General features: G+C 34.5%; 17 protein-coding genes and 3 pseudogenes. 11 read left to right on the top strand and 9 right to left on the bottom strand.

From position 1 onward, the window contains the following. Positions 1-219: 219 nt before the first annotated feature. Entirely contained in the window at positions 220-753 is a 534-nt protein-coding gene (locus tag C4S35_RS08135; RefSeq protein ID WP_103999694.1) for a hypothetical protein, read from the top strand. Positions 754-803: 50 nt separating this feature from the next. Here the strand turns inward: C4S35_RS08135 and C4S35_RS08130 are convergent, their stop codons facing one another. The 6 genes from C4S35_RS08130 to dapF all read right to left on the bottom strand — a co-directional run bounded on the left by C4S35_RS08130 (position 804) and on the right by dapF (position 5,667). Continuing rightward, on the bottom strand, positions 804-1,445 hold the full coding sequence (locus tag C4S35_RS08130; protein ID WP_103999693.1) for a peptidoglycan-binding protein LysM: 642 nt from the start codon (positions 1,443-1,445) through the stop codon (positions 804-806). A gap of 97 nt (positions 1,446-1,542) precedes the next feature. Further along, the gene (locus tag C4S35_RS08125) at positions 1,543-2,388 is read right to left on the bottom strand and encodes a DUF2279 domain-containing protein (protein ID WP_103999692.1); all 846 of its coding nucleotides are present in this window, start codon (positions 2,386-2,388) and stop codon (positions 1,543-1,545) included. Positions 2,389-2,465: 77 nt separating this feature from the next. Further along, on the bottom strand, positions 2,466-3,506 hold the full coding sequence (mltG, locus tag C4S35_RS08120; RefSeq protein ID WP_103999691.1) for an endolytic transglycosylase MltG: 1,041 nt from the start codon (positions 3,504-3,506) through the stop codon (positions 2,466-2,468). Between the two features lie 21 nt (positions 3,507-3,527). Then, a complete protein-coding gene (locus C4S35_RS08115; RefSeq protein ID WP_103999690.1) occupies positions 3,528-4,079 on the bottom strand; it encodes a GNAT family N-acetyltransferase in 552 nt (183 codons plus the stop codon). A gap of 269 nt (positions 4,080-4,348) precedes the next feature. After that, on the bottom strand, positions 4,349-4,816 hold the full coding sequence (locus tag C4S35_RS08105) for an ORF6N domain-containing protein (protein WP_167386515.1): 468 nt from the start codon (positions 4,814-4,816) through the stop codon (positions 4,349-4,351). Between the two features lie 68 nt (positions 4,817-4,884). Next, on the bottom strand, positions 4,885-5,667 hold the full coding sequence (gene dapF, locus C4S35_RS08100) for a diaminopimelate epimerase (RefSeq protein WP_103999688.1): 783 nt from the start codon (positions 5,665-5,667) through the stop codon (positions 4,885-4,887). A 135-nt stretch (positions 5,668-5,802) separates the two neighbouring features. Between dapF and C4S35_RS08095 the strand changes: the two are divergent. Beyond that, positions 5,803-7,204 (top strand): annotated as a pseudogene (locus C4S35_RS08095) (trypsin-like peptidase domain-containing protein). Between the two features lie 158 nt (positions 7,205-7,362). Next, positions 7,363-8,811 carry a glyceraldehyde-3-phosphate dehydrogenase gene (locus C4S35_RS08090; protein WP_103999687.1) on the top strand — a complete coding sequence of 483 codons (1,449 nt, stop codon included), beginning with the start codon at positions 7,363-7,365 and terminating at the stop codon, positions 8,809-8,811. Between the two features lie 153 nt (positions 8,812-8,964). On the opposite strand, the gene C4S35_RS08085 is transcribed toward C4S35_RS08090, so the two are convergent. Beyond that, on the bottom strand, positions 8,965-9,423 hold the full coding sequence (locus C4S35_RS08085; RefSeq protein WP_073211776.1) for an Lrp/AsnC family transcriptional regulator: 459 nt from the start codon (positions 9,421-9,423) through the stop codon (positions 8,965-8,967). A gap of 201 nt (positions 9,424-9,624) precedes the next feature. On the opposite strand from C4S35_RS08085, the gene ald reads away from it, so the two are divergent. Next, entirely contained in the window at positions 9,625-10,755 is a 1,131-nt protein-coding gene (gene ald / locus C4S35_RS08080) for an alanine dehydrogenase (protein WP_103999686.1), read from the top strand. Positions 10,756-11,021: 266 nt separating this feature from the next. On the opposite strand, the gene C4S35_RS08075 is transcribed toward ald, so the two are convergent. Beyond that, on the bottom strand, positions 11,022-12,428 hold the full coding sequence (locus C4S35_RS08075; protein WP_103999685.1) for an APC family permease: 1,407 nt from the start codon (positions 12,426-12,428) through the stop codon (positions 11,022-11,024). 365 nt (positions 12,429-12,793) lie between these two features. Here C4S35_RS08075 and C4S35_RS08070 point away from each other — a divergent pair, with 365 nt between their 5' ends. The 6 genes from C4S35_RS08070 (at position 12,794) to C4S35_RS08045 (ending at position 18,591) form a co-directional block, all read left to right on the top strand. Then, positions 12,794-13,684: a hypothetical protein gene (locus tag C4S35_RS08070; RefSeq protein ID WP_103999684.1), complete on the top strand. Its 891-nt coding sequence runs from the start codon at positions 12,794-12,796 to the stop codon at positions 13,682-13,684. Between the two features lie 691 nt (positions 13,685-14,375). After that, positions 14,376-14,561, top strand: coding sequence for a hypothetical protein (locus C4S35_RS08065; RefSeq protein ID WP_103999683.1), 186 nt, complete (start codon positions 14,376-14,378; stop codon positions 14,559-14,561). 142 nt (positions 14,562-14,703) lie between these two features. Next, the gene (locus C4S35_RS08060; protein WP_103999682.1) at positions 14,704-15,258 is read left to right on the top strand and encodes an REP-associated tyrosine transposase; all 555 of its coding nucleotides are present in this window, start codon (positions 14,704-14,706) and stop codon (positions 15,256-15,258) included. Positions 15,259-15,539: 281 nt separating this feature from the next. Next, positions 15,540-16,400, top strand: a complete 861-nt coding sequence (locus C4S35_RS08055) for an NAD(P)-dependent oxidoreductase (RefSeq protein WP_103999681.1) — start codon at positions 15,540-15,542, stop codon at positions 16,398-16,400. An 85-nt stretch (positions 16,401-16,485) separates the two neighbouring features. Continuing rightward, positions 16,486-17,382, top strand: coding sequence for a 3-hydroxyacyl-CoA dehydrogenase (locus tag C4S35_RS08050; RefSeq protein WP_103999680.1), 897 nt, complete (start codon positions 16,486-16,488; stop codon positions 17,380-17,382). Positions 17,383-17,622: 240 nt separating this feature from the next. Next, complete coding sequence (locus C4S35_RS08045; RefSeq protein WP_103999679.1) at positions 17,623-18,591, top strand: hypothetical protein; 969 nt, start codon at positions 17,623-17,625, stop codon at positions 18,589-18,591. Between the two features lie 370 nt (positions 18,592-18,961). On the opposite strand, the pseudogene katG reads toward C4S35_RS08045, so the two are convergent. Further along, positions 18,962-21,183 (bottom strand): annotated as a pseudogene (katG, locus tag C4S35_RS08040) (catalase/peroxidase HPI). 510 nt (positions 21,184-21,693) lie between these two features. Here katG and C4S35_RS16345 point away from each other — a divergent pair. After that, positions 21,694-21,858 (top strand): annotated as a pseudogene (locus C4S35_RS16345) (DUF2809 domain-containing protein); the annotation flags it as partial. Between the last annotated feature and the right edge of the window lie 41 nt (positions 21,859-21,899).

Below are 21,899 nucleotides of genomic sequence, written 5' to 3'. Positions count from 1 at the left end.
TATCTAAAATAGAGATACTTTTTTCCTATTAAAAAACAATTTATATTAACATTCCCTATAGTAAATATTAACTGAAAGCTCTTAATAAAAAGCCTAACTTTACAAATAAATCCTTCATTTTTGATCCAGCAGTATAATTACAAAATACTGTTTTACAATTGATTAAAATTAAATATTTTTCAGACATTAAAAATCATTATTAATTTAAAACTAAACATTATGAAAACATTTATTATTCTTTTAGTTTTTTTGGCCGTAACAACCTCTTCCTATTCTCAGGATACAGGGAAAATTAAAATAGAAGAATTACCCGAAATTATTATTAAAAGAGCAGGAAAAGATTTTTCCGTTTATTTACCAGGTAATAGTCCAGATCAAATGGTGAAAACTGTAGAAGAAAAATTCATTGCGTATGATCTTGGAAAAGACGCTGAAGGAGCTGAAGAATATCTAGTCATTATGAAAGCAAAAAATGGATCTTTGGCCGCAACTTATGATGATAAAGGAAAATTGGTGCGTGTTGTTGAAGATTTCAAAAATGTAAAACTCCCTAATCAAGTGATTTACTCTGTTTACAGAACATATCCAGGATGGGCAATTGTTAATGATAAATTCCTTTATACACAAGAGAAAGGCGACGTTACAAAAAAACAGTATAATTTAAAAATTAAAAAAGACAAAGACGTTATTAAATTAGTAGTTAAACCAAACGGAGAAATCGTCAAAACAAGCAAACCAACATCAATAAAATAAAAAGAAACCTGTCTTTTGACAGGTTTCTTTTTGCAATAATCTTTTATGAATTATATACTTTTAATTGTTGCATTACTATCAGCAACTATAAATGAGGTGTCATATCCACCGAATGCTTTCATATAACTTTGTATGGAAGTACCATAAGCATCTCGAAAATAACGTTTCCCTTTGTTTTTAAAATATTTTTTTACTGAGCCTGGACCACCAAGATGCGCTGCAGCTAAAATTCCAGATTCCGTAACGTAGATTCCATTGAGCAATGTCCCAGAATATTTTTCAATTTCTTTTTTTAACTCCCATTTATTTTGTGCTAAAAGAGCAACAAAAGCTTTTTCTTGCATTTCGGGACTATTCAAAAATGCGGAACTATTGTGTACTCCAACAGCTTTCAGCGTTTCGATACCAAATTGATATTTACCTAAATATCCTAAAGAATTGATTTTTTTGTATTTACTTTCAGATTCTCTGTAGCCAATTGCTTCTTTGAAACCAATAAAGAAATTGCCGGTAAAAGGGATATTCAAATTGGTGTAATCATTTTGTTTTTCAGATGGGAATAAGTAGTGTGATCCATCTTGTTCATCAATTAGAAACCATGGGGTAGTTTCTAAATTAAAAGGTTTAAAACCAGAGCTTAAAAAAGCTATAATAAGGCCCAAACCAGTGTAAAAATACCATTTCTTTATCATAAATTGTTTTTCTTCTAAACGCTGTCCCGTTAAGAAATTTCTGTCTGCAAAGATACAACAATTTTAATAATACTGAAAATCAATATGTTAAAGAAAATTAAAAATAGATTAAGTGCCATTTAATACCGTTGAACTGCCTTATTTCAATCGTTGGTGCTGGAATTTTCACCGTATTTACAACGGAAAAAATTGTTTTCAAGAAATGGGATTTTGTCTTAATTTTAGTCAAATCGACATCCAAACTCAAATAAAACTGTCTGAATCTTTGCACATTTAAAACCGAATTTTGGGCATAATTTTCTTTATTTCCGGTAACCATTCCATCCCCGCCATAACCTAATGCTAAATTTAACCATTTGGGGATTTTTGAGTCTTTAGAAAAGGAATATAAATTGATCGAAAGCCAATAGGTTTGTCCGTTATAATCCTTCAAAATTTGCTCCGTAAATGAGCTTCCTAAAACTGCCGGCCTTTGATCAGCATATTCTGTGGTATGAAAAGAAAATTTAGGGGTTATTCGCTGTTCTTTCCAGATTAATTCTTGTGAAACATACAAAGCCGTACCCGAAGCATTAGCGATTATATCACCTGTTGACGCCCCCCATTCAGAAGAGAGTCCATCAAAAACCTCAACAGCATTCAGAAAGATAAATCCTAAACCTGCTCCGTAAACTAACTGCTTTTTTTTACTGACTCCGCTCCAATTCAAAGCTTCGGCACCAACTCTTCCTAAATGATACGAAGAGAAGGAATGACCCAGTTTATCCATTTGAAGCCACTCAGAGTTATCATTTATAAAATGAAAATCAGATTTCGGATAATCAGCATACCAAAGTTGATTCAAGCCTAACAAGGCTCCTGATGCCAATACAGTTTCAGAAATGATTACGGCATTTTGTCTTTTGGTATTTAAGGAATCGGATGGTTTCAGGAAACTATCCATTTTATTTTGCCCAAAAATCGCTTGTAATCCAATGAAAAAGAAAATGAGAAAACAACCACTCTTTCTATATTTCAAATCTATCTTTTTACACCTTGACTGTTTATCCAATCGGAATATTTTTTGGCATTTTTATTATGTTCTCCCAAAGTAGCGGCAAATTCATGGTATCCAAAACGGTCAACACTAGCACAGAAATAGATATAATTATTCTTTTCTGGATTTAAAACTGCTTCCAATGCGGTAATATCAGGCATCGCGATAGGTCCCGGAGGAAGTCCGATATTCATATACGTGTTGTAAGGAGAAGACATGGTCAAATCGTTGTAGAATACTCTTTTGATTGTTTGATTAAAATCGTTGGACTTCTTTTTTATGGCATAAATCACTGTTGGATCGGCTTGAAGAGGCATTTGCAGTCTTAAACGATTTAAATAAACACCTGCAATTCTGGGTCTTTCGTCTTTTTTAACAGATTCTTTATGCACGATCGAAGCCAAAATAGTTGCCTCAATTGGGGTTAATCCTTGTTTTGCAGCTTTAGCCACTCGTTCTTTGTTCCAAAAATTTCGATATTCTTTAATCATTTTATCTCGGAATTTTTCAGCCGGAGTATTCCAATATAGTTCATATGTATTAGGAATGAACATCGCCAAAACATTTTCTTCAGTAAAACCATTTTCTTTCAAAAAGATTGAATCTTTAAAAGAGGTCAGTAACGATAAACTGTCAGCTTCAATTTGGGAACCCACACGTCCTGCAAAATTCTCCAATCGTTCTTGATTATTGAAGGCCAGATTTACCGGAACATTAGCTCTCAAAGACTTCACTAAATTATAGCTATTCATTCCTTTTGTAAATAAAAATCGTCCTGGTTTTACATTTTCCGGATAATTCCTTTTTGCAGCGACCATTTCAAACCGATTTACATTTTGAATATAAGGTGCTATGATTTTTTTAACATCCTCATAAGTAGAACCCGTTGGTACGTAAACATATACTTCTTTCTCCGAAAATTTTGTATTATCCGAAAAAATTTGACGCACTAAAATAAATCCGTAAACTAGTAATCCTGTTATTAAAACAACAGATATGATCGTTATAATTTTTTTTAAATTCAAAATATTTATTTTTTAAAATTGCTACGCCAATTCGCTGACGCTCGTGTGACTATTAATTAATTGAAAAATCGCTTCGTCTTTATAAACGCCGTTAACTAAATTCCAATCTTTTTTTATTCCAATGCTTTGAAAGCCAAATTTAGTAAAAAGAGCATTACTAGCTACATTTTCGGTGCCTATATTTGCATACAATTGATGTAAATTAAGATGATGGAAAGCATATTGAATTAATAGTTCTAATGCTTCCGAACCAATATTATGATTGCGATTTTCATTGCCTTGAATTACAATGCCAACTCCTGCTCGATTATTCTTTGGATCAAAATCGAATAAATCGATTAATCCTAAAGCCGGAAAATCTTGGTCCTGGCAAATGGCCAAACGCAATTGCTTGGCTTCATAAATATCCTGATGCGCATTTTCCAAATATTGTTTTACCAAAAACCGACTGTAAGGCGTATGTGTATTGCTTACTTCCCAAATACTTTGGTCGTTTTCAATAGCATAAATAAATTCCAGATCATTGGGCTCTAAAGCACGAATGTAGATATTCTCTCCTTTTAATGTTATCATTTGAAATAATTATGAATTGGCAATCAATTTATTAAAAATAGTAACAAGTAAAATTATTATCACAATAGGAAAAAGTAAATAACCAATCATTGAACGATATTTGTCATAATAATTCATTTTTGAAAATCCACCATTCTTGAATTGAGAATAAAGCAGAAAACAACACATAAATAATAACAAAACTAAAATTGATAAATCTACCATCACAATAATTTAATTACTTTTAAATCCTATTTTCTTCCTTGGTTCTATATTTTCTTTTTTATCAATCAGTTCATCGAGATAGTTAAAACCAGCTCTATATTTTTAGTATGATTAGAAAGTTTCTTTTTAATTTCTTCAATTTCTAATTTCATACTCAATGTATCAGTAAGCATTTCTCTTATTTTAGTAAAAACACGTATAATTTGTATATTGACTTTAATAGCTGTTGAACTGTTGAGCACACTAGACAACATTGCCACTCCTTGTTCTGTAAATGCCATAGGCACGTATCTAGTACCTCCCCAATTTGAGGTGCCAAATTGGCTCCTCAAATTATCGAACTCTTGTTGACTAAGCTCAAACATAAAATCTTCCGGAAATCGCTCCATATTTCTACGAACCTGTCTTTTTAACTGTTTGGTTTCAACTACATAAAGCTCCGCCAAATCTTTGTCTAACATTACTTTTTGATTTCTTATTAAGTAAATTTTACTACTTATAATATCGTCTGGGATGACAATCACTTTGCTCATATTTGCTGTTTCGTTTGTAAAAGTAATTTTCTCTATCTATTTAAATAATAAAACTTTGTAACTACGATTTAAATATCAATTGTCCCTTTGAATACAAACTCCGCTGGTCCTTTCAAGAAAACATTGGTAAATTTCCCTTCTTTTTCATCAAAAGAAACAACCAACTTCCCTCCTTCAACATTCAAGTCTATCGAGTTGGCTTTCGTTTCGCCTAATACATTCATCGCTATTGCTACTGCAGTCGCTCCAGTTCCACAAGCCAAGGTTTCATCTTCTACTCCTCTTTCATAAGTACGAAGTGAAAAAGTAGTTTCATCTATTTTTTTTACAAAATTGATATTGCTTCCTTGTTTTCCATACAATTCGCCATAACGAATGCGCGCTCCGCTTTCTTTGACATTATAATGCTCTAAATCATCTACCAGTTCTATATGATGAGGCGAACCGGTATTCATAAACACATAATCTGGAGTTATCTTTATATCTACAACATCTATCATTTGTAAAGAAACGTTTCCGCTATCCGCAATGGAGGCATGATGCACTCCATCTGTTGCTGTAAAAGTACTATTATCTTGAATCACGTTTAGCTTTTTGGCGAAAGCCACTAAACATCTTCCCCCATTCCCACACATCGAACTTTTATTCCCATCTGAGTTGTAATACACCATTTTGAAATCAGTTTCAATATCATTTTCCAATAAAATCAGTCCGTCTCCTCCTATCCCAAAACGCCTGTCACATAAACGAGCAATAAGTTGAATGTTCTCTTTTGGAAAAAAATTAGAACGATTATCGATCATCACGAAATCATTTCCGGTTCCTTGGTATTTATAAAATTCTATTTGCATTTTATTTTAATTGTGTTAGACAAAAGTACAAACTATTAATGATATGTTAATCATTGTTAAAGAGCGTTAAACTGTTTTTAAAAAAAATATTTTAACGCTATTTTTACTCAAATTAATTTAAAACTTTATTTTAATATGAAACAATTTTCAACCTTATTTTTAGTGTCATTGTTGAGTGGCGCCACTACATTGGGCGCATACAAGTTATTGTTTGACAATAATGGGTATTTTTCTAAAAACAACAACAAAATTGTTACACTTGCCACGGATTCAAATAATAAAAATGTTGGATTCTCAGCCGAAAACGTTGATTTTACGGAAGCTGCAGAAAAAAACAATTCATACTGTGGTTCACGTTAAAAACGTATCCAGAAAAACAGTCACCAATCCTATGTTAGAATATTTTTACGGATACAAAGGTGGAGAAACTCAGGAACAAGTGGGAACTGGATCTGGTGTAATTATTTCTGAAGATGGTTATATTGTAACCAATAATCATGTTATAAAAGATGCTTCGGAAATTGAAATCACGCTGAACAATAAACAATCTTACAAAGCAAAACTTATAGGAACCGATTCAAAAATGGACATTGCCTTATTAAAAATTGATGCTGATGAAAAATTGCCTTATACGGCTTTCGCCAATTCTGACTCGGTTAAAGTTGGGGAGTGGGTTCTGGCAGTGGGGAATCCGTATAATTTGACTTCAACTGTTACTGCCGGAATTGTTTCGGCCAAAGCAAGAAATTTAGACACCAGCGGAATCCAATCTTTTATACAAACTGATGCTGCTGTAAATCCTGGAAACAGCGGTGGCGCTTTAGTAAATACGCGAGGAGAATTAATAGGCATCAACACTATGATTTCTTCTATGACGGGATCGTATGTAGGCTATTCTTTTGCGGTTCCATCGAATATTGCCCGAAAAATAATTGAAGACATTATGGAATTCGGGAATGTTCAAAGAGGGATTCTGGGAGTTGAAGGAGGCGAATTGAATTCAAGCGCATCAAAACAATTAGGTGTTCCAGAAACACAAGGTTTTTACATCAATGGTATAACTAAAAATTCAGGAGCTGAAAAATCCGGACTTGAAAAAGGAGATATTATCATCAAACTGGACAATCAAAATGTAGCGACTTATGCTGACCTGTCTGGATACATCAATACAAAACGACCAAATGACAAAGTTCAGGTTACTTTTATCAGAGACGGAAAAAATAAAGTACTTCCTGTAATCTTGAGCAAAAATGAATTTTTCAGTACGGAGTTTAAAGGAATGGAATTAGAAAATATCAATGCGAATGATAAAAAGAAATTTAATTTGAGTTATGGAGTGAAAATTAAATCGATAACCAATGAAAATTTGAGGCAATATGAAGACGAGCTTAAAGGAAATATAATTCTGAGTATTGATAATGAAAAAACCAAAGATGTTGAAACGGTTTCTAAACTTTTAAATAAAAAAGAGGAAACTCAAAGTGTGCGAATAGAAATGATCAATAAAAACGGACAGCTACTACAAATAATCATCTAATATTTTCAAAATTAAATTTTATAACCATCTTGCCAAAACAAGGTGGTTTTTTTTATTTCAAAAATAAATCACAAAATAGTTTACGAAATCGATTGAAATAGGTATTTTTGCGCCAAATTTAAAAAAAATAAGCACTTAATTTTTACAAATTTTCAACTATGAACAACACAACTTTATACCAAAAAGAAGTTTCATTTCAAGTCGACAGACGACGCGCAGGTGTCGAATTAATCAAAATTATAAGTGATTTATGGTATGACAAATCCATAGAAATGGTTTTGTTTAAAAATCAATTATTGGATAAAAACGTAAATGAGATCATCAACTTGCATCAATATGCAGGTGAATTTGTGGGAAAACCAATTACAGTTTTCGATTCAGTTGAAATTGCCAGAGTTATTTTAGAATTGGATTTACCTCCTTCCAAATTGGACATCGGTAGACTTACTTATGAATATCGTTTAGAAGACGAAAAATATCCAGATGCAAGACATTTTGTAATCGACAAATTAAAAGAAGCTAAATCATTTGAAGAAATTCAACCTAAAGATGTAATCCTTTATGGTTTTGGTAGAATTGGACGTTTGTTGGCTAGAGAATTAATGTCAAAAACTGGAAAAGGAAATCAATTGCGATTGAGAGCCATTGTTACCAGAGATAAAAATGATGCTTCGACTTTAGAGAAAAGAGCTTCTTTATTACGCTACGATTCTATTCATGGTGATTTTCAAGGTTCAGTAACTGCCGATCCTGAAAATAATGCATTAATCATCAACGGGACAACCGTTCATGTAATTACAGCAAATTCACCAGAGGAAATTGACTATACACTTTATGAAATTGATAACGCTTTAGTTATTGACAATACGGGCGCTTTCACCACACATGAAGCATTAAGCAGACATTTGGTCTCTAAAGGAGTTGAAAAAGTATTGCTTACCGCTCCAGGAAAAGGGGTGCCAAATATTGTTCACGGTGTAAACCAAAACGAATACAATCCTGATGAAATAAATATCTTTTCGGCAGCATCATGTACAACTAATGCAATCACGCCAATTCTGAAAGCGGTAGTAGACACTTTGGGCGTGGTAAAAGGACATTTAGAAACGATTCATGCCTATACGAACGACCAAAATTTAGTGGATAATATGCACAAGAAATACCGTCGTGGTAGAGCTGCTGCGCTAAATATGGTAATTACTGAAACGGGAGCCGGAAGTGCTGTTGCAAAAGCATTACCATCACTAGAAGGAAAATTAACGTCCAATGCGATTCGGGTTCCAGTTCCTAACGGTTCACTTGTTGTTTTAAATCTTGAAGTATCAAGAGAAACTTCTGTTGAAGAAATCAATGCTATTATGAAAAAATATGCATTGGAAGGCGAATTGGTAGAACAAATAAAATACTCCTTGAATAACGAATTGGTTTCTTCGGATATTGTAGGTACATCAGCACCATCAATTTATGACAGTAACGCAACAATCGTTTCCAAAGATGGAAAGAATATCGTATTGTACATTTGGTATGACAACGAATATGGCTATAGCCATCAAGTCATTAGACTGGCAAAATATATTGCTAAAGTAAGACGTTTTACGTATTACTAGCAGTTAATTTACAATGCCTTTTTAATTTTTTTTTTAGTTTTTTTTAGATCAAAATTCGTCTCGTTCGCAAGAACTTGGCGAATTTTTTTATTTTAAAAACGCTATCCAAATAATTATTAAAATTAAAATTTTACAGTAGTTTAGAGAGAAATTCTAAATTGGCAAAACGGTTGTACTTTTTACCTCCGAAATAACAAAAAAAGTGTTTATTAAAGAAACCTCCGGCAAAATCGATAATTTTTTTTGATGAAAATGATGGTAACTTTCCATGTCCGGCAGTACTATTTTAAGCATATAATCAAAACTTCCTGACACGAAATTACATTCGACCACTTCAGGGAAATTTAATATCGATTGATTAAATCCTTCCGAGATATCATAATTCTGTTTAATTAGTGTAACCTGACAATAAACAGTAAGGTTTATCCCTAATTTTTTCTTGTTTAAAACAGACACATATTTTTCGATAATTCCCTCTTTTTCAAGTCGTTTCACCCGATCATGAACCGGCGTAAGCGAAAGATTTATTTTATTGGCAATATCTTTTAAGGTCATATGAGCATCTTCCTGCAGAAGACGTAAGATTTTTTTGTCGGTTGCGTCTAAAATCATGATCTATTTCAATTGTTTAAAGATGAATTATCAGATGTTTTTTCTTTTTAGAAAGTTAAAAAAATAATATTCAGAAAATTATACTGTAAAAATACCAAATAAAATGAATATTTTCTTAATTTAATATCATAGAGCACTAATATTTTCTTTATGCATTATTTTTGTTGTAGAAATATTCTCTAATCAATTATACTCATACATATGATAATCGGAATCCCAAAAGAAATCAAAAATAATGAAAATCGTGTAGCGCTTACACCTGCAGGTGTAGCTGAATTCAAAAAACACGGACATATCGTTTACGTTCAAGCAAGTGCTGGAGAAAACAGTGGTTTTAGTGATAAAGCCTATGCTGACGCAGGAGCTGAATTATTGCCAACAATTGAAGACGTTTACGGCATAGCTGAAATGATCATCAAAGTAAAAGAGCCAATAGCTTCTGAATATCCTTTGATCAAAAAAGACCAATTGTTGTTTACGTATTTTCACTTTGCTTCTTCTGAGCCATTAACTCATGCTATGATTGAGCGTGGAGCAGTTTGTTTAGCTTACGAAACTGTTGAAAAAGCAGACCGTAGTTTGCCTTTATTAGTACCAATGTCAGAAGTGGCAGGACGTATGTCAATTCAGGAAGGTGCTAAATATTTAGAGAAACCATTGAAAGGAAAAGGAATTCTTTTAGGTGGAGTTCCGGGAGTCCCTCCTGCGAAAGTCTTAGTTTTAGGTGGCGGAATCGTAGGAACACAAGCGGCAAAAATGGCGGCTGGATTTGGTGCTCAAGTAACTATTATGGATGTAAGCTTAGCGCGTTTGCGTTACTTGTCTGATGTGATGCCTGCTAACGTGACTACTGTAATGTCAAACCATTATAACATTCGTGAAGCAATTGCTACTGCTGATTTAGTTATTGGTGCAGTTTTAATTCCAGGTGCTAAAGCGCCACATTTAATCACTCGTGATATGTTGAAATTAATGGGCCCGGGAACTGTAGTAGTTGACGTAGCTGTAGATCAAGGTGGATGTATCGAAACTTGTACGCCTACAACTCACGAAGATCCAACATTCATCATTGATGATATCGTTCACTATTGTGTAGCGAATATGCCAGGTGCTGTTCCTTATACTTCTACTTTAGCGCTGACAAATGCTACTTTACCTTATGCATTGCAATTAGCAAACAAAGGATGGAAAAAAGCATGTAACGACAGCGAAGAATTGAAAAAAGGATTGAATGTAGCGAACGGTAAAATCGTTTACAGAGGAGTTGCAGAAGCTTGGGGACTGCCTTTTAACGAAGTGGAATCTGTATTGAATGATTTAGCTACCGCTTAATTAATTTGAAAGAATAAATAAACAAGCTCAGACTTGTTACAATAAGTAAAAAGTCCGTCGCGTTAGTAAAACGAGACGGACTTTTTTATAGGTAAAATTTTATGGAACACAGATGATACGGATCAAACAAATTTGCACTTATTTTTTCAAGTCATGAAACTTGTCTGTTAAATTTCAATCCGTCATTCAAATTGAAATCTGCCATCTAATTACTGAAAGTGAAACTGATAACTGATAACTGAACACTGATCACTGAACACTGAAAACTACTCTTTCGCTTTTGTCAAATAATAAATTGGAATTCCGATTAGCATAATCAAAACACCCCAACCACTTGTACTTGTTTTAGTATATAACAGCGCCAAACAAATTGCAGTTGCTATAACAATATAAAGTCCTGGTAAAAACGGATATCCAAAAGCTTTATACGGTCTTTCGGCATCGGGCATTTTCTTGCGAAGAATAAATATTCCTAAAATAGTCAAGATATAAAATATCAAAACGATGATTACCACAAAATCCAATAAATCCCCATATTTCCCTGTCAGACACAAAGCCGAAGCCCAGATACACTGCATCCAGATAGACCATTCCGGAACACTTGCTTTATTCAATTCAGCTGCTTTTTTAAAGAAAAGACCGTCTTGAGCCATCGTATAGTAGACTCTCGCACCTGCCATAATCAATCCGTTGTTGCAGGCAAAAGTCGAAATCATAATCATCACAGCAATAATCAAAGTTCCAATAGATCCAAAGATAACTTGCGAAGCTACAACCGCCACACGATCAGACTCGGCCGTGGCAATACCTTGCAAAGGCACAACAGCCAAATACATCACATTAGCCAAAACATAAATAACACTAACAATCAAGGTTCCTAAAAACAAACTCAATCCCACATTGCGTTTTGGATTTTTAATCTCACCTGCAATAAAAGTCACCCCTTCCCAAGCTACGCTCGAGAACAAAGAACCCACTAAAGCTGCCGAAATTGCTGATATCAATGTTGTTCCGCTTATTAGCATCCAAGAACCCGTAGTCACATCCATAGATTGCGAAGCCCAGGCATTAGTCCAGTTCGCATCCCAAACTTCCGCTTTGGCGGCCATGAAACCAAAAATAATCAACCCTGCCAACGACAGAATTTTGATTACAGTAAGAACCGTTTGTAAAATCTTAGAGTTTTTCACCCCACGGCTATTAATATAACTCAATAAAATAATGGTAATAATAGAAACAATTTGAGCGGCATTGAGTTTGAAATCGCCAATCTGATACAAAATATTTTTATCGCTTAAAGGCGCGTATAAATAGGCGGCAAATTTAGCAAAAGCCACACCCACGGCAGCAATTGTCCCGGTTTGAATCACCGCAAAAAAACTCCAACCGTATAGAAAACCCACCAGTTTCCCGTACGCTTCCTTGATATACACATATTGCCCTCCGGCTTTAGGAAACATCGCGCTCAATTCACCGTAACTCACGGCAGCAATCACAGTAATGACACCCGTAAGCACCCACATGGCAATCAACCAACCGGCTGAACCCAACTGCCGAACCATATCGGAGCTTACAATAAATATCCCGGAACCTATCATAGACCCAACCACAAGCATGGTTCCGTCGAGTAATCCTAATTCTCTTTTAAAATCTTCTGGTTTTTGGTCTTCCATCTATTGGGTTTTTGGTTTTTAGTTGGCTAAAGATATACTTTTTTTGGAAATTTCAGAAAATGGAGCCGAAAATGACAAACTCGTTTTTTGTTTTGGGTGTGCCCCTTCGTAAAAACTTCGGGTCGGGCTGTTCGCTGTATCTTTATTTTCTTAAAAAAGAAAATAAAGGATGCCGCTTCCATCCCTCACGCGCACCGAAATAATTATGACGTTTATTCTTTTCAAGAAAAATTGTAAGAAAATTTTAATATATTTGAGAAATATAAAAAAGAAAATCATTAGCGACAATCTACCCGTTTTTGGGTGTATATACGCTATTTTGTAGCGAGTATATACAAGTTACCAGCAATTAAACCAAAAACAACATGAAAAAAACACTTATAGTTTTATTTATATTCCTGACTAGTTGGGCTTATAGTCAAGAAAATGAAAAATTAATTGATCTAGGAAAAGCATATAAAAACTTTATGTTTAGAAGTGAGCCTCCAAAAGAAACCATTAAACGTTTAAAAGAAAATACTTCTTCAGACTTGCTTACAACAAGTGATTTTATCTTGGAAACTCTAACAACAAAAAACAACCTACTTAAGACAGACTTTCTAAAGTTGCCAGATTCCAAAACCTTAAAGAACATATATATAGTTCGAGCCATAAACTACAACATCAGAAAAGAGGATCAAATCGACAATAATAAGTTGATAGATAGCCTGAAATCAAAAGAGATTCCAAGAAATGAATTAATTGATGCTTATTATGATATATTATTCGCAGGTGTAGGCAACAAAAACCAACCGTTCAACCTAAAGAAGGTTAATTTTGAATTGGACGATTACAATTTAGAAAATGAAACCGAAAAAGGAATTTTCTTTTTAGAGTGTATGAATCTTTGCGGAACGTCAATTTGGGGTTATATCAATGTACCCAAACCACCAAATTATAAAGAAGCTTATTCTTATATTGAAAAATATCCACATTTTAATGGTTTAAATTACTTTGAATATACTGACTTAAATTTCCCGGATTTTGAAATGATAATTGATTCCGAAAAAGGTACAGAAAGTTACAAAGGCTATTACATAAACAAATTTTACGAGACACTTCTTTATAACATGATTTGTTTGAAAAAAGGATTTGGTTCAGAAAAAGAAGTTGAACAACTTCTGATTGCATCAATTTTGAAAAATCAGAATCTCTATAAATACAGTAAGAACAGTGACATCCTGGAAAGCCTATTTAAGACTATAAAAAGAGATTAACTGCTGGTAACACTTGCTACAATTGATTTGGGCAATTGACTTAATGGAAAAATGGTTTTGTATTTGGGATGTTTTGGCAAATCCGAAGATAAGGCTTAATTTAACCCCAAACCACTTGTAGCAAGGGAACGTTATGCAACAGTTTCAGAGCGTTCCAGTTTAAAAACCAAAAGAAGATCTTTAATGTCAAAAGTTTTATTTTCTGAACCTATATTAGTGTCTATCCAAATATTCCCTCTGTGGCTTACGTAGTTGTTTTTAATCAACCAAATTGAAAAATCAATAGCGTGTTTACCCGATCACGCTGATATGCCACAATCGTTAGCGCAGTTTTGCAAACTGTGCCCACAATGGCCAAATAATATAAATGAAACAAAAAGCTATGAATTATTCATGGCTTTTTGTTATTTTTAAAACAAAAAATGTCTACAAAGTATAAAGCCACAACAACAGAAGACGCGTATTTTATTTTTAGAATATAAAAGTGGTTTTTTATTAAAAAGAATTTTAATTATAGTTTAAATCCAATATATTTATTTATTGATTAACTAAAATGAGTTCGTTTGAAGGTTTTTAGACGAACTGACGTTGTGCGTCATACTGCAAGACCGAGGGGCAATACAACAACTAATTGTAACAATTAATAAAATTCTAATACTAATTATAAACCTTTAAATATTAAAAGAAGAAAATGAAAAAAACAACAAAAAGAAAATCACTAATTCTAATGTCAATTGGAATGTTCGTAATCGCAGTTTCACAAATTTTTTCTCATTTTGTAGAATTCCCTGATTTGACAAAAGGCTTATTTTTTGGAATTGGAATTGGAATGTTACTATTGGCAACAATTTTTGGCAATTTTAGAACTGCTCAATAATATTAAATTTAAAACCCGATCACGCTGATATGCAACAATCGTTAGCGCAGTTTTGCAAACTGTGCCCACAATGGCCAAATATTATAAATGAAACAAAAAGCTATGAATTATTCATGGCTTTTTGTTATTTTTAAAACAAAAAATGTTTACAAAGTATAAAGCCACAACAACAGAAGATGCTTATTTTATAACGATTACTACAGTGGGCTGGATAGATGTTTTTACACGATTAAATCAAAAACAAATTATTATTCAAGCGTTACACTATTGTCAAAATCAAAAAGGATTAGAAATCTATGGATATTGTATTATGCACAGCCATATTCATTTGCTTTGCAAAGCAACAAATGGTTTTGTTTTATCAGATGTGATGCGTGATTTTAAAAAATTTACCTCCAAAAAAATTATTCAGACAATTATTGAACAACCGGAAAGCAGAAGAGAATGGATGTTGGATTATTTTAAAAAAGCTTGTGCCCATTTAAAACAAGAACAACAATATAAAGTTTGGCAAAACGGCTATCATGCGGAACATATCTTTAGTAATAACTTTCTAAAACAAAAAATGGATTACATTCACAACAATCCTGTAAAAGATAAGATTGTAACGCTGCCAGAAGATTATTATTTCAGTTCTGCAAGAAATTATGCTGCATTAGAAAATGAATTAGAGGTAATTTTATTAGAATTATATTAGCTCCTAATTGGAATGGGCACAGTTTGAAAAACTGCGCTAACGATTGTCTATAAATCGAGCATTAAAAAAAAACGAAATGGATAAAACCAATATTTTAAGTACCATTACTTTAATCGCCATTTTTGTCATGTTACTTCTAGCGTTTTTTTTGCTGTCTGTAAATGCGAAAAATAAACTGTCCAATAGGCTGTTTCTCCGACCGCACTAATATGCCACAATAATTAGCGTATTTTTACAAACTATGCCCACAATGAGCAAATAATATAAACAACACAAAAATTATGAGTAAATTAAAATTAGGATGGATCGGTCTTGGCAACATGGGAAATCCAATGGTGATGAACCTACTCAAAGCAGGTTTTGAAGTTTCGGTTTTCAATCGTACCAAAGATAAAGAAGCGCCATTACTAATAGCTGGAGCAAAAGCAGCAAACAGTTTGCATGAACTAATGGAAACTTGTGACGTAGTTTTGACTATGTTATCCAATGATGCAGCGGTCAAAGAAGTTTTTGAAGGACCAACAGGTTTATTGTCTTCAGCATCTGCGGGTAAAATCATCATCAACATGAGCACGGTTTCCCCGGAAACCTCCCGTTATTTAAAAACTATTTGCAACCAACATAACGTGCATTTCATAGATGCTCCCGTTTCTGGAAGTGTAAAACCGGCGCAAGACGGAACGCTGGTCATTCTTGTAGGAGCTGCAAGCGAAGACTATGAACTTGCCAAACCAATATTTGATGTTTTGGGTAAAATTGCCATTCACGTTGGAGAAGCGGGCGTAGCAAGTTCAGCTAAATTAGCCATCAATTACTTGTTGGGATTAAATCTTCAAGGATTAGCCGAAACCGTTTTATTTGCCGAGAAAAATGGCGTGAGCAAAGAAGACATGCTCAACATTATCAATCAAGGCGCCTGCGGTAACGGAATTACGAATATCAAAACACCTAACATTCTAAGCGACTCCTATCCCGCAGCATTTGCGTTGAAACACCTGGTTAAAGATTTACGGCTGGCCAAAGAAGCCGGACTCGATTCCCCGTTGATTCATCCGTTGTATGACAGTTATGCTGCAGCAGAAAAAGAAGGACTAGGTGATCAAGATGTTATGGCAATAATCAGCAGTTTAAAAAACAAGTAATATCCAAAATTTTCTGGAAACCATTGTAACGCTTCTGTTTCACAAATAACAATAATAAAATAAATAACTTTAAAAATAAAAAATTATGAGCTTTAAAAATATAACTATTGCCGGTAGCGGTGTTTTGGGTTATCAAATAGCCTTTCAAACTGCTTTTAATGGATATAATGTTACCATATATGATATTAATGACGAAGTTTTGGCCAAAGCCAAAACAAAATTCAGCGTTTTAAGTGAAGCCTATAAAAGCGATTTGCAGGCATCGAAAGAACAATTAGAGGCGACTTATGCTAATTTAAGTTATTCATCAGATTTAGCAGAAGCCGTAAAAGATGCTGATCTATTGATTGAAGCCGTTCCTGAAAACCCAAAAATCAAAATTGACTTTTATGAAAAATTAGCGGCAGTTTCTCCGGTTAAAACCATATTTGCTACTAATTCTTCTACTATGTTACCAAGCCAATTTGCAGAGTTTACCAAACGTCCCGAAAAATTTTTAGCATTGCATTTTGCAAATGAAATATGGAAGCACAACACAGCAGAAATAATGGGACATCCAGGAACTGCGAGCGAAGTTTTTGATGCTGTTGTAGCCTTTACAAAAACTATAGGAATGGTGGCCTTACCATTATATAAAGAGCAACCTGGTTACATTCTAAATTCTCTGTTAGTACCATTATTAAATGCTGCAACCAACTTATTGATAAAAGGAGTTTCTGATGTAGAAACAATTGATAAAACGTGGATGGTTGCAACAGGAGCGCCTGTTGGTCCTTTTGGAATTTTAGATGTTGTAGGCATCACAACTGCCTACAATATCAACAAAATGGCTGCGGATGCTACCCAAGATCCGATTAAAATTAAAACGGTAGAATATTTAAAAGAAAATTTTATTGACAAAGGTAAACTAGGAGTGGATACAGGTGAAGGATTTTATAAATATCCTAATCCAGCATACAAGAAAGAGGGTTTTTTGAAATAAAAAATCATCTTTCTTTTTATTTTTTTTACTAATATATTGCAATTCTTCTCATTACTTTGCTTTCTAAAATTGGCGCTCGTTTGCAACGAGTGCCAATTTTAATTTAGAGTACAATCGCAGCGGTTTCCAATTGGCGCTCTCTTGCCCCTAACCTTTCCAAGCTGCCAAACGTTAGGTTAAAATACCGAGAGAAAATATATTTGCCATCATTCAAAACAGAAAACTAAAAAATCAAAAATAATGAAGAAAATTTTTTTTATCATATTAGCGTCGTTTGCTTTAACAATTACTTATGCACAAAACAAGAAAGAGCAAATTGCGCAGTTGACTTTTTCACGCGATAGTCTAACTGTTGTATTAGGGAATGAACGAAACAATTCCAACACAAAAGTCATTGAATTCAACTCAACTATTGAGCAACAAAAAAACACAATTGTTCAGTTGACTAAAGAGTTCGAAATAAAACAAAATGAATTAACTGCCAATCATGTTGAATTAGAAAAGCAACTGAAAGAAATGGATCGACTGACCAAGCTTTTGATAATAAAAACGAAGGAATTTGAGCAGTTGAAAGCCATACCATCTTCGGATTATTTAGTAACTAATAATTCTGCTGGATATTTCAAAATAGGAGGATCTTGGCAAAACTTCGCAAAAAATAATTATGCCTATAAATCTGTTCAAGGTTTCGGTACTTGCACTGATGCTTGCTGTGATGGCGGTTTTAATTTGGGAACAGTCATTAGTAACGGTAAAGATGGTCAAACCATAGAAAAACCGGAAATAACTATTGGAGCTTTAGATTTTGGCAAAAGCATATCTAAAACTGAGCATAAAGGCAATCCAAATGTCTTTTATATTTCGTCAGCCAATTGTAATGGCTGGTATTGGAAAGACAAAATAAATTATATAATTATTTATTCAGAGATATTTAAAACCAAGGAAGGAATTGGAGTGGGGAGTACTTTAGAAGAATTACAAGAAAAATTAGGAAAATTACAATTTTATGTTGGTTGGATCGAGGAGCAAGAAAATGCTTTACAAATTACAGTAAAATCCTATCCTAATATTCAATTTATTTTGGACGTAGATGATTACAAGGGAAATTGGGAAGATATTAGTTTAAAATTGGATAAAAATTCTTTTACTATTTCAGATTTCAAAAAAGATACAAAAATTAAACGATTAGTTGTAGATCCTGTAAATTAAAATAAAGAATCCCATTGGCGCTCTTTTGCAACGAGTGCCAATTTTAATTTAGAGCAGAGTCGTAGCGTTTGCAACGCAGTTACTTTAAACTTTAAGAATTCGTTCCCCACAATTAGGAGTAAATAAAACAACAAACTAAATGCGATTGCTTCGTTCCTCGCAATAACTTTACCACTGTGATTATATCTTCTAGCAAGATTCCCGCTCTACTACGTTTTATTCATACTGATTTTTCCTGCGCATAAATTTTTAACACCGGACGGAGGACAAATCCTCCTAGCCAAAATAAGCAACAACAAATCAATTAGAAAATTAAAAAGGTGGCCTGTTTAGTTTACAGACCACCTTTTTAGTATTATATAATTAATTTTTAATACGTTAGATCGAAACGATCAAGATTCATCACCTTGTTCCAAGCTGCAACAAAGTCTTCTATAAATTTATCTTGAGAATCAGCACATCCATAAACCTCAGAGATAGCTCTAAGCTAAGAGTTCGAACCAAAAATAAGATCAACACGAGTTCCAATCCACTTCAATCCACCTGCTCTGCGATCACTACCGACAAACAAATCATCAGTTTCTGAAGCAGCTTTCCAGGTCGTACCTAAATCAAGTAGATTCAAAAAGAAATCGTTGGTAAGTACCTCTGGACGGTTTGTAAAAACACCGTTTTGAGACTGATAAAAGTTAGCATTTAGAACACGCAAACCACCAACAAGAACCGTCATCTCTGGAACAGTCAAAGTCAACAATTGCGCTTTATCTATCAACATTTCCTCTGCTGATACCTTATATGTCGTCTTAGCATAATTGCGGAAACCGTCTGCTTCAGCCTCTAAGACAGCGAATGATTCAATATCTGTTTGCTCTTGTGAGGCATCCTCGCGCCCAGGAGTGAAAGGTACTTTAAGTCGTGACCTGCTTGCTGTGCTGCTTTCTCAATACCTGCGCAACCGCCTAAAACGATCAAGTCAGCAATTGAAACTAGTTTCCCACCAGACTGAACACCGTTGAATGCTAGCTGAATATCCTCAAGTGTATCAAGAACTTTCTCCAGTTGGGACGGATTGTTAACTTTCCAATCCTTCTGTGGTGCCAAACGAATACGACCACCATTTGCGCCACCACGTTTATCAGAACCACGGAACGTAGATGCTGATGCCCAAGCGGTAGATACCAATTGGGAAACAGTTAATCCCGTTTCCAATATTTTTTCCTTAAGTATATCGATGTCAGTATCATCAATCAGTTGATGCGTAACGGCTGGAACAGGATCTTGCCAGATTAGTTCTTCCGTAGGCACTTCTGGACCAAGATAACGCGCTATTGGTCCCATATCGCGATGTGTCAATTTGAACCAAGCACGAGCAAATGCATCTGCAAACTTATCAGGATTTTCGTAGAAGTATCTCGAAATTGATTCGTAGATAGGATCCACTCTCAAAGCGAGGTCAGCTGTAAGCATTGTTGGCGCGTGACTCTTTGATGGATTGTGTGCATCCGGAACTGTGCCGGCACCTGCGCCACTCTTTGGTTTCCATTGATGCGCACCCGCTGGACTCTTCGTTAGCTCCCATTCAAATTTGAAAAGGTTTTCGAAGTAATTATTACTCCACTTTGTAGGGGTGGTAGTCCAAGCACCCTCAAGACCACTGGTAATTGTATCTTCTCCATTTCCGCTACCAAATGTATTTTTCCAACCAAGACCTTGCTCTTCAATAGACGCTCCCGCAGGTTCTGCTCCCACGTACTCGTTTGGATCGGCAGCACCATGGGTTTTCCCGAAAGTATGTCCACCGGCAATAAGAACAACAGTTTCTTCATCATTCATTGCCATACGAGCAAAAGTCTCCCGTATGTCGCGTGCAGATGCCAATGGATCAGGATTACCGTTAGGACCTTCCGGATTTACATACACAAGCCCCATCTGAACAGCTGCGAGTGGATTTTCCAATTCGCGATCTCCAGTGTAGCGCTTGTCATCCAACCATTTTCCTTCGGAACCCCAATAAATATCTTCTGCAGGCTCCCTAACATCAGCGCGTCCACCAGCGAAACCGAAGGTCTCGAATCCCATCGACTCAAGAGCACAGTTACCTGTAAGGATCATCAAATCAGCCCAAGAAATTTTCTTACCATATTTCTGTTTAATTGGCCATAGTAGCAAACGAGCCTTATCGAGATTTGCATTGTCAGGCCAACTATTCAGTGGCGCAAATCGTTGCGTACCAAAACCCGCACCACCACGACCTTCAGCAATACGATAGCTACCTGCACTATGCCAGGCCATACGAATAAAAAACGGTCCATAGTGACCATAATCTGCTGGCCACCATTCTTGAGATGCCGTCATTTAATCAAAGAGGTCTTTCTTGATTGCAGCCAGATTAAGACTCTTGAATGCCTCAGCATAGTTGAACTCCTCGCCCATCGGATTGGACAGGGAAGAATGTTGGCGTAAGATATTCAAATTCAATTGATTAGGCCACCAGTCATTCTTTCTCGTACCAGAGCGAGCGATTTGTTTTTGAGCTCCTTGAGAATACGGGCACTTGCTTTCACTGTTTACATTGTAACTTGTATCATTAATTACCGTGCTCCATTAATATTATTATCCATGATGCAATTTATTTTTTATTTATTAACTTTCAGTGCAAACTTAATGATTCATATCTATCAATATTATTTTTTTGATAGATAAAAATTATAGTGGTTATTAGAATCCGTTATGCCTACTGACTAAAAATAGATATTTAATAAGATATCAAGGCATTGGATATTATCCAATCAACACTAAATAACCCCTATAAGGCTACAAATCAAATACTTTACATAATAAAAACAGAAAGAATTACCTCTGCGATTCTTCAAGTAAATTGATACAATTATAAAAAAATCAAAAAATGAAAAGTCCATTCCGTGTCTTGCAAGTATTTTTTCATACTTTAGCTTTGACAATAGTGAGAGCATTTACGAAATCAAGATAGATAACCTAAAGTAACATTATCCGGACATGTATCAGAAACTACTTTGGCTTTACAATTTTGATTGTTTTTATTGAAGTCATGATTGTTTTTTTTGTCCAAGACGGTTCACGAGGCCTCACCTGAATGATATTTTGGTTGCTATTTTAGTCTATTATTTTTTAAACTCTTTTCTTCAATTACTGGTTTTAACTGTTACGATATTTGCCTTAATTTTCTCTTTCGATGTAGAATTTCTTCAATTTTTAAATATTGTCAAAAACCTACATTTAGAAAAATAAAAAATTACCATAATAGGATTAGAACCTCATTCTCTTGTGCT

It is taken from the genome of Flavobacterium urumqiense (assembly GCF_900108015.1).
Classification (GTDB): Bacteria; Bacteroidota; Bacteroidia; order Flavobacteriales; family Flavobacteriaceae; genus Flavobacterium; species Flavobacterium urumqiense.
The sequence above is the reverse complement of the archived record's forward strand: the minus strand, read 5'-3'. Positions and strand labels throughout refer to the sequence as shown.

Bases quoted from the DNA above. Each gene is read 5' to 3' on its own strand.
- C4S35_RS08135 (WP_103999694.1), top strand. From the start codon at position 220: ATGAAAACATTTATTATTCTTTTAGTTTTTTTGGCCGTAACAACCTCT.
- C4S35_RS08130 (WP_103999693.1), bottom strand. From the start codon at position 1,445: ATGATAAAGAAATGGTATTTTTACACTGGTTTGGGCCTTATTATAGCT.
- C4S35_RS08125 (WP_103999692.1), bottom strand. From the start codon at position 2,388: ATGGATAGTTTCCTGAAACCATCCGATTCCTTAAATACCAAAAGACAA.
- C4S35_RS08115 (WP_103999690.1), bottom strand. From the start codon at position 4,079: ATGATAACATTAAAAGGAGAGAATATCTACATTCGTGCTTTAGAGCCC.
- C4S35_RS08105 (WP_167386515.1), bottom strand. From the start codon at position 4,816: ATGAGCAAAGTGATTGTCATCCCAGACGATATTATAAGTAGTAAAATT.
- dapF (WP_103999688.1), bottom strand. From the start codon at position 5,667: ATGCAAATAGAATTTTATAAATACCAAGGAACCGGAAATGATTTCGTG.
- C4S35_RS08090 (WP_103999687.1), top strand. From the start codon at position 7,363: ATGAACAACACAACTTTATACCAAAAAGAAGTTTCATTTCAAGTCGAC.
- C4S35_RS08085 (WP_073211776.1), bottom strand. From the start codon at position 9,423: ATGATTTTAGACGCAACCGACAAAAAAATCTTACGTCTTCTGCAGGAA.
- ald (WP_103999686.1), top strand. From the start codon at position 9,625: ATGATAATCGGAATCCCAAAAGAAATCAAAAATAATGAAAATCGTGTA.
- C4S35_RS08075 (WP_103999685.1), bottom strand. From the start codon at position 12,428: ATGGAAGACCAAAAACCAGAAGATTTTAAAAGAGAATTAGGATTACTC.
- C4S35_RS08070 (WP_103999684.1), top strand. From the start codon at position 12,794: ATGAAAAAAACACTTATAGTTTTATTTATATTCCTGACTAGTTGGGCT.
- C4S35_RS08065 (WP_103999683.1), top strand. From the start codon at position 14,376: ATGAAAAAAACAACAAAAAGAAAATCACTAATTCTAATGTCAATTGGA.
- C4S35_RS08060 (WP_103999682.1), top strand. From the start codon at position 14,704: ATGTTTACAAAGTATAAAGCCACAACAACAGAAGATGCTTATTTTATA.
- C4S35_RS08055 (WP_103999681.1), top strand. From the start codon at position 15,540: ATGAGTAAATTAAAATTAGGATGGATCGGTCTTGGCAACATGGGAAAT.
- C4S35_RS08050 (WP_103999680.1), top strand. From the start codon at position 16,486: ATGAGCTTTAAAAATATAACTATTGCCGGTAGCGGTGTTTTGGGTTAT.
- C4S35_RS08045 (WP_103999679.1), top strand. From the start codon at position 17,623: ATGAAGAAAATTTTTTTTATCATATTAGCGTCGTTTGCTTTAACAATT.